A 7,650-nucleotide genomic window follows, 5' to 3' on the forward strand; every position below is an offset into this window, starting at 1 on the left:
CGCACCGCCGGTCTGGCCCAATCGACCGTTCTGCAAATGCTCGTTGCCGCGCTCGAAACCGCCGGATATGGTGAACCGGAACCGCACAAAAAATTGCCAAGACAACGGTCCGGGGATCACCGTTCGACGCGGCAAGAAATGCCACAACCCTGAGCCGGGAACTCAGGTCAACAAAAACAGGGAACAGTTAAAATGATGATGGAAAAGTTTGCTCTACGCTCCCGCTTCTTGCTCGCGGGCGCGGCCATGTCCGCGCTGCTTCTGGCCGGTGCGCCTGCCTTCGCGGTCACGCCCGCCGACACGCTGGTCGAGGGTTTCGCCATCGACGACATCATCACCATGGATCCGGGCGAAGCATTCGAATTGTCGACCGCAGAGGTCACCGGCAACACCTATAATCTTCTGGTACGCCTCGACCTCAGCGACACATCCAAGGTCAAGGGCGATCTCGCCGAAAGCTGGAGCGTCTCCGACGACGGCCTGACCTACACGTTCAAGCTCAAGCCCGGCCTCAAATTCGCCTCCGGCAATCCGATCACAGCGGCGGACGTCGCCTATTCGTTCGAGCGCGCCATCAAGCTCGACAAGAGCCCGGCCTTTATTATCGGCCAGTTCGGTATCGATGGCGGCAACGTCACCGAGAAGGCCAAGGCCGTTGATGACACGACGTTCCAGTTCACCGTCGACAAGGCCTATGCGCCAAGCTTCGTCTTGAACTGCCTGTCGGCGACGGTCGCCTCGGTCGTCGATGCCAAGCTGGTCAAGGAGCATGTCGCCGCGGTCACGCCGAGCGCCGACTACAAATGGGACAATGATTTCGGCAATGCCTGGCTGAAGACCGGCTATGCCGGCTCCGGTGCCTTCAAGCTGCGCGAATGGCGCGCCAACGAGGCCGTCGTGCTGGAGCGCAACGACAATTACTACGGCGACAAGGCCAAGCTTGCCCGCGTCATCTATCGCAACATGAAGGAAAGTTCGGGCCAGCGCCTTGCGCTCGAAGCCGGCGACATCGACGTTGCCCGCAATCTCGAGCCGAACGACCTTGATGCCATTGCCAAGAATGCCGACCTCACCACCACCAGTGCGCCGAAGGGCACGGTCTATTACATCAGCCTCAACCAGAAGAACCCGAACCTCGCCAAGCCCGAGGTTCGCCAGGCTTTCAAATATCTGGTCGACTACGACGCCTTGAGCTCGACCATCCTCAAGGGCATCGGCGAGATCCATCAGACCTTCCTGCCGAAAGGCGTGCTTGGCGAGCTGGACGAGAATCCGTTTAAGCTCGACGTCGCCAAGGCCAAGGAACTGCTCGCCAAGGCCGGCCTCGCCGACGGCTTCAGCGTCACCATGGACGTGCGTACCGGGCAGCCGACGACGGGCATGGCGGAATCGATCCAGCAGACGCTGGGACAGGCCGGCATCAAGCTGGAGATCATCCCCGGCGACGGCAAGCAGACGCTGACCAAATACCGCGCCCGCAACCACGACATCTATATCGGCCAGTGGGGCCAGGATTATTTCGATCCGAACTCCAACGCCCAGACCTTCGCCAGCAACCCCGACAATTCGGATGAAGGCAAGACCAAGACGCTGGCCTGGCGCAACGCCTGGGACATCCCGGACTTGACCAAGCAGACCGAAGCGGCCCTGCTCGAGAAGGACGCGGCCAAGCGCGCCGCAATGTACCAGGATCTCGAGAAGAAGATCCTCGATACCAGCCCCTTCGTCATCATCCACCAGCAGCTGGAAGTGGCCGGCCTGCGCAAGAACCTCAAGGGTTTTGCGCTCGGCCCGAGCTTCGACACCAACTTCGTCGGCCCCGTCTCGAAAGAGTGATGCCGGGGAGTGACGCCGGCGGACGCGCCGTATGAGTGTGGCTGAAAGCGAGGTGACGGCAGGGCGCGGCGGCGCCCGCGCCGTTGCCGTGGCCTCATCTATCGCCCGGTTCCTGGTCATCACGATAACGACTTATCTCGGTCTGCTCGCGGTGACCTTCTTCATCGGCCGCGTGATCCCGATCGACCCGGTGCTGGCGGTGCTCGGCGACCGGGCGCCGGCCAACGTCGTCGAACGAACGCGCCGCGAGATGGGCCTCGACCTGCCGCTGGTCGAGCAGTTCTACATCTATGTCAAACATGCCCTGAACGGTGATTTCGGCACCTCGGTGCTGACCACCAATCCGGTGATGACCGATATCCGCCGCGCCTTTCCGGCGACGCTCGAACTGGCGACACTGGGGACACTGATCGGTTCGGTCATCGGCGTGCCGCTCGGCGTGCTGGCCGCCGTGCGGCGCGGCAGCGTCATCGACCAGATCGTGCGCATCATCGGCCTTGTCGGCTATTCCGTGCCGATCTTCTGGCTGGGGCTGCTGGCGCTGGTGCTGTTCTACGCCAAGCTGCAATGGGTCGCCTTTCCCGGCCGGCTCGACGTCGTCTACGAATACACCTTCACGCCGATTACCGGCTTTTACCTGCTGGATGCGCTCTGGCAGCGGCAGTGGGACGTATTTGCCGATGCCTTCCGCCACATCATCCTGCCGGCCTCGCTACTCGGCTATTTCTCGCTCGCCTACATCAGCCGCATGACGCGCTCGTTCATGCTGAACGAACTCACCCAGGAATACATCGTCGCAGCGCGCGCCAAGGGCCTGTCGGAAACGCGCATCATCTGGGGTCACGCGCTGCGCAACGCCGCGGTGCCGATGGTCACGGTGATCGCTCTGTCCTATGCCGGGCTGCTCGAAGGCTCGGTGCTGACCGAGACAGTATTTTCGTGGCCGGGCATCGGCCTCTACATCACCAACTCGCTGCAGAACGCCGACATGAATGCCGTGCTTGGCGGCACGATCATCATCGGCTCGGTCTTCATCGCCATCAATCTATTCTCCGACCTGCTCTACCGGCTGCTCGATCCAAGGACCAAGGCAGGATGAGGACCAAGGCAGGATGAGCACGGAAGCGATTCAAACCCGCCGCGACTGGCTGCTCAGCGAGCGGCCGGCGTCGCGCGTGCAGGCGAGGCTCGGCCGCGCCTATGTGGCGTGGCGGCGCTTTTCCGCCAACCGGCTGGCGTTTGCCGGCCTGCTCATCATCGTCGCCCTGCTGGTGGTCGCGGCATTCGCCGATGTGCTGGCGCCCTATTCGCCGACATTCGGCGACCTCAAGGGCTCGCGGCTCCTGGCGCCGAGTGCGGCGCACTGGTTCGGCACCGACGATCTCGGCCGCGATATCTATTCGCGCATCATCTTCGGCTCGCGCTGGACACTCTACGTCGTCATTCTCGTTGCCATTATCGCCGCGCCCATCGGCTTGCTGGTCGGCACCGTCGCCGGTTACGCCGGCGGCTGGACCGATGCGATCCTGATGCGCATCACCGACATCTTCCTCGCCTTTCCGAAGCTGATCCTGGCGCTGGCCTTTGTCGCCGCGCTCGGCCCCGGCATCGAAAATGCCGTGCTTGCCATCGCCATCACCTCGTGGCCGCCCTATGCGCGCATTGCCCGCGCCGAAACGCTGACGGTGCGCAATTCCGATTATATCAAGGCGGTGCAATTGATGGGCGCCTCGCCGTTTCGCATCGTGCTTCGCCACATCATGCCGCTCTGCATCTCCTCGCTGATCATCAGGGTGACGCTCGACATGGCCGGCATCATCCTGACCGCGGCCGGCCTCGGCTTCCTCGGCCTCGGCGCGCAGCCGCCGCTGCCCGAATGGGGCGCGATGATCGCGTCGGGCCGCCGCTTCGTGCTCGACCAGTGGTGGGTGGCGGGTGCTCCGGGCTTTGCCATCCTCATCGTCAGCCTCGGCTTCAACCTGCTCGGCGACGGACTGCGCGACGCGCTCGATCCCCGAAGTGGCGACCAATGAGTGGCGACCAATGAGCACGCTTCTCGAAGTCAACGACCTGCGCGTTACCTTCCCGACGCGCACCGGCCTGATCGAGGCGGTGCGCGGCGTCTCCTTCTCGCTCGGCCGCGAGCGGCTCGGCATTGTTGGCGAGAGCGGTTCGGGCAAGTCGCAGACCGGCCGCGCCATCATGGGCGTCACCCCGCCGCAGGCCGAGGTGACCGCGAAGACGCTCGCTTTTGACGGCATCGACCTGCTGGCCGCCTCGCCGCGCGAGCGCCGCGCGCTGCGCGGCAAGCGTATCGCCATGATCCTGCAGGATCCGAAATATTCGCTCGACCCGGTGATGAGCATCGGCCGCCAGATCGTCGAGACGCTGCGCACGCATGAGAAGGTCTCCAAGGCCGAAGCCCGCGACCGCGCGCTGGCCATGCTGGAGGCTGTGCAGATCCGCGATCCGGCCCGTGTCTTCGACCTGCATCCGCACGAGGTTTCCGGCGGCATGGGCCAGCGCGTCATGATCGCCATGATGCTGATCGCCGGGCCGGAGATGATGATCGCCGACGAGCCGACCTCGGCACTCGACGTCACTGTCCAGCTCGACGTGCTCGGCATCCTCGACCGGCTGGTCAGCGAGCGCGGCATGGGGCTGATCTTCATCTCGCACGATCTGCGCCTGGTCTCGTCCTTCTGCGATCGTGTCATCGTCATGTATGCCGGCAAGGTGGTCGAACAGCTCAAAGCCTCGGAGCTCGGCCGCGCCCAGCATCCCTATACGCGCGGCCTGCTCAACTGCATGCCCAAGATCGGCGCCGACCGTCACCCGCTGCCGGTGCTCGACCGCAAGCCGGAGTGGGCAGCATGACGGCAGCCCTTTCCGTCGACAGGCTGGAGGTGGTCTTCGACCGCTTCCGCGCGTTGAAAGGCGTCAGCCTCGAGGTCGAATCCGGTGAATCCTTCGGCCTGGTCGGCGAGTCCGGCTCCGGCAAGTCGACGTTGCTCAGGGCAATCGCCGGCCTGGCGCCGGCCGCATCAGGCACCATCGCCGTCAACGGCAAAACGCTCGGCGCGCGTCGCGACAAGGCGTTTTACCGCGAGGTGCAGATGGTCTTCCAGGACCCGTACGGTTCGCTGCACCCGCGCCAGACCGTCGACCGCCTGCTGCAGGAGCCGCTCGCCATTCACGGCTTCGCCGACGGCGAAAAGCGCATCCAGCGGGCACTCGACGAGGTCGGCCTCGGCACCGGGTTCCGTTTTCGCTATTCGCATCAATTGTCCGGCGGTCAGCGCCAGCGCGTGGCGATCGCCCGCGCCCTGATTCTGGAACCGTCGGTCCTGCTGCTCGACGAGCCGACCTCGGCGCTCGACGCTTCGGTGCAGGCGGAGGTGCTGAACCTGCTGGAAGAGATCAGGCGCCGCCGCAAGCTGACCTTCCTGATGGTCAGCCACGACCTAGCCATCATCACCCACATGTGCGAACGGCTGATGGTGATGCAGAACGGCGAGGCGATGGAGAATCTGACCGCGGACGATCTTGTCGAACGCCGTGTCACCAAAGATTATACGCGCAATTTGCTGAGGGCCAGCGAGGGGTTCGTGAGAACCGCTTGAACCTTCTCACGGTGCGCAGGACCAACTGTCTTCGGGAGATTCCCATGCAGCAATGGACGTTCCCAGACCCGCCCAATGTCGCGGTGTTTTTGGATCGGGTCATAATTACCCGCGGCGACTGGATTGCACACGTCTCGCATGACGATGACGACGGCAGTTGGCAATTCCACAACAGCGAAATTGGACCTGTTGACGAAGGCGACATAATGATTGTCAGCTTGCAAAACGTTGTGCAACGGGATGAAAGTATCCTTGCGTTGGCCGACTTGCCGGAAGGCTGGCATGCTTGGCGCGAGTCAAAATCGTCGCCATGGCAGCGCGCCAGGTCGCGCCCTATACCTTCCAACGATAACGAATGATCCGGCAAAGCCTTAAGTCGGACCTTGCACCGGTTCGCCGGTCTCCAAAACGGGTAGCTCGTTCCAGCCTTTCGGCTCCTTGACCTGAACCACGCCGCATAGCGCGCCGGCAGGAACAGCAGCATGATCGCTGCGCCGGCGATAGTGCCGGCCATCATCGCGTAGCTGCCGGACCGCAGGCCCAATCGCCCGCCGCCAGTGCCAACTTGAGGAAAACCTGAAATAAGCCCAGAAGAGTATCAACAGCCATCAAACGAGAGCGGGCGCCGGCCCGGTGAGGGATACGATGACAAATTCAGCCATTTCCGAACGCAAGAGCCAGTCGATTTCGCGCGGCGTCGGCATGACGACTCAGATCTATGCCGATCGCGCCGAAAACTCGGAGATCTGGGATGTGGAAGGCCGCCGCTACATCGATTTCTCGTCCGGCATCGCCGTCGTCAACACCGGCCACCGTCACCCCAGGGTGATCGAAGCGGTCAAGGCGCAGCTCGACCGCTTCACCCACACCTGCTATCAGGTCGTGCCCTATGAGAGCTATATCAGGCTGGCCGAACGGCTGAATGGCATGCTGCCCGGCAAGTTCGACAAGAAGACGATTTTTGTCACCACCGGCGCCGAGGCGGTCGAGAACGCGATCAAGATTGCCCGCAACGCCACCGGCCGGCCGGCGGTCATCGCTTTTTCCGGCGGCTTTCACGGCCGCACCTTCATGGGCATGGCGCTGACCGGCAAGGTCGTGCCCTATAAGGTCGGCTTCGGCGCCATGCCGGCGGATGTCTTCCATGCGCCGTTCCCGGTTGCGCTGCACGGCGTGTCGGTCGCCGATTCGCTGGCTGCGCTCGACCGGCTGTTCAAGGCCGATGTCGATCCGGCCCGCGTTGCCGCCATCATCGTCGAGCCGGTCCAGGGCGAGGGTGGCTTCTACGAGGCGCCGCGCGACTTTATGACCGCATTGCGCAAGATCTGCGACCAGCACGGCATGCTGCTGATCGCCGACGAGGTGCAGACCGGCTTTGCCCGCACCGGCAAGATGTTCGCCATGGACCACCATGAGGTGGCAGCCGACATCACCACCATGGCCAAGAGCCTGGCCGGCGGCTTCCCCTTGGCGGCGGTCACCGGGCGTGCCGAGATCATGGATGCACCGAACCCCGGCGGACTCGGCGGCACCTATGGCGGCAGCCCGATCGGCGTCGCCGCGGCGCATGCCGTGCTCGACGTCATCGACGAGGAGAAGCTCTGCGACCGGGCCAACACGCTGGGCAACCGTCTGAAGCAGCGCCTGCAATCGATCCGCGACGAAGCGCCGGAAATCGTCGATATCAGAGGCCCCGGCTTCATGAACGCGGTCGAGTTCAACGATGTGACGAAGGGGCTGCCGTCGCCGGAACTCGCCAATGCGGTCCGGCTGAAGGCGCTCGACAAGGGCCTGATCCTGCTCACCTGCGGCGTCTACGGCAACGTCATCCGCTTCCTCGCGCCGATCACCATTCAGGACGGAGTCATGAACGAGGCGCTCGACATTCTGGAAAGTTCGATCCGCGAGGCCCGCGCCGCCTGAGCGGCGAGGATATCGCCTAGATTCAACTGCGGCGAAGGCCGAGATAGGTGGCAAGCCGCCGTTCAACGCCCTATGCGAGCACGAAATTCGGCAGTCGAATTGGTGCGTGGAAACGGTTCGGAAGGCAACTGTACACCGAGAAAGGCACAAAGCGGCTCCCACCCTTCGGAGGCCTGATAAGTAAGAAGGCGTTCAGGTGGCAGCGTTGATTTCACGGAAGCGTTATGTGCTTCATAGACAGCGATTGCGTGATCACGGTTATCAAATC

Annotated in this window: 8 protein-coding genes; 7 read left to right on the plus strand and 1 reads right to left on the minus strand. The window is 63.3% G+C overall.

The annotated features are described in order from the left end of the window. Window positions 1–192: 192 nt before the first annotated feature. The 7 genes from NKJ20_RS06695 to NKJ20_RS06725 all read left to right on the plus strand — a co-directional run bounded on the left by NKJ20_RS06695 (window position 193) and on the right by NKJ20_RS06725 (window position 7,382). A complete protein-coding gene (locus tag NKJ20_RS06695; RefSeq protein ID WP_352743178.1) occupies window positions 193–1,836 on the plus strand; it encodes an ABC transporter substrate-binding protein in 1,644 nt (547 codons plus the stop codon). A 31-nt stretch (window positions 1,837–1,867) separates the two neighbouring features. Next, window positions 1,868–2,935 carry an ABC transporter permease gene (locus NKJ20_RS06700; RefSeq protein WP_352743180.1) on the plus strand — a complete coding sequence of 356 codons (1,068 nt, stop codon included), beginning with the start codon at window positions 1,868–1,870 and terminating at the stop codon, window positions 2,933–2,935. A 13-nt stretch (window positions 2,936–2,948) separates the two neighbouring features. Further along, entirely contained in the window at window positions 2,949–3,869 is a 921-nt protein-coding gene (gene nikC / locus NKJ20_RS06705) for a nickel transporter permease (RefSeq protein ID WP_352448584.1), read from the plus strand. 10 nt (window positions 3,870–3,879) lie between these two features. Beyond that, the gene (locus NKJ20_RS06710; protein ID WP_352743182.1) at window positions 3,880–4,713 is read left to right on the plus strand and encodes an ABC transporter ATP-binding protein; all 834 of its coding nucleotides are present in this window, start codon (window positions 3,880–3,882) and stop codon (window positions 4,711–4,713) included. Next, a complete protein-coding gene (locus tag NKJ20_RS06715) occupies window positions 4,710–5,459 on the plus strand; it encodes an ABC transporter ATP-binding protein (protein ID WP_352743184.1) in 750 nt (249 codons plus the stop codon). Before NKJ20_RS06710 ends, NKJ20_RS06715 begins: the two co-directional genes overlap by 4 nt. A gap of 44 nt (window positions 5,460–5,503) precedes the next feature. Beyond that, window positions 5,504–5,818: a hypothetical protein gene (locus NKJ20_RS06720; RefSeq protein WP_352743186.1), complete on the plus strand. Its 315-nt coding sequence runs from the start codon at window positions 5,504–5,506 to the stop codon at window positions 5,816–5,818. Window positions 5,819–6,104: 286 nt separating this feature from the next. Further along, window positions 6,105–7,382: a 4-aminobutyrate--2-oxoglutarate transaminase gene (locus NKJ20_RS06725; RefSeq protein ID WP_352743188.1), complete on the plus strand. Its 1,278-nt coding sequence runs from the start codon at window positions 6,105–6,107 to the stop codon at window positions 7,380–7,382. A gap of 62 nt (window positions 7,383–7,444) precedes the next feature. On the opposite strand, the gene NKJ20_RS06730 is transcribed toward NKJ20_RS06725, so the two are convergent. After that, the coding region (locus tag NKJ20_RS06730) for a sulfotransferase (protein WP_352743190.1) at window positions 7,445–7,650 on the minus strand (206 nt) is incomplete at its 5' end.

The organism is Mesorhizobium sp. M0185 (genome assembly GCF_040322175.1).
Taxonomy (GTDB): Bacteria; Pseudomonadota; Alphaproteobacteria; order Rhizobiales; family Rhizobiaceae; genus Mesorhizobium.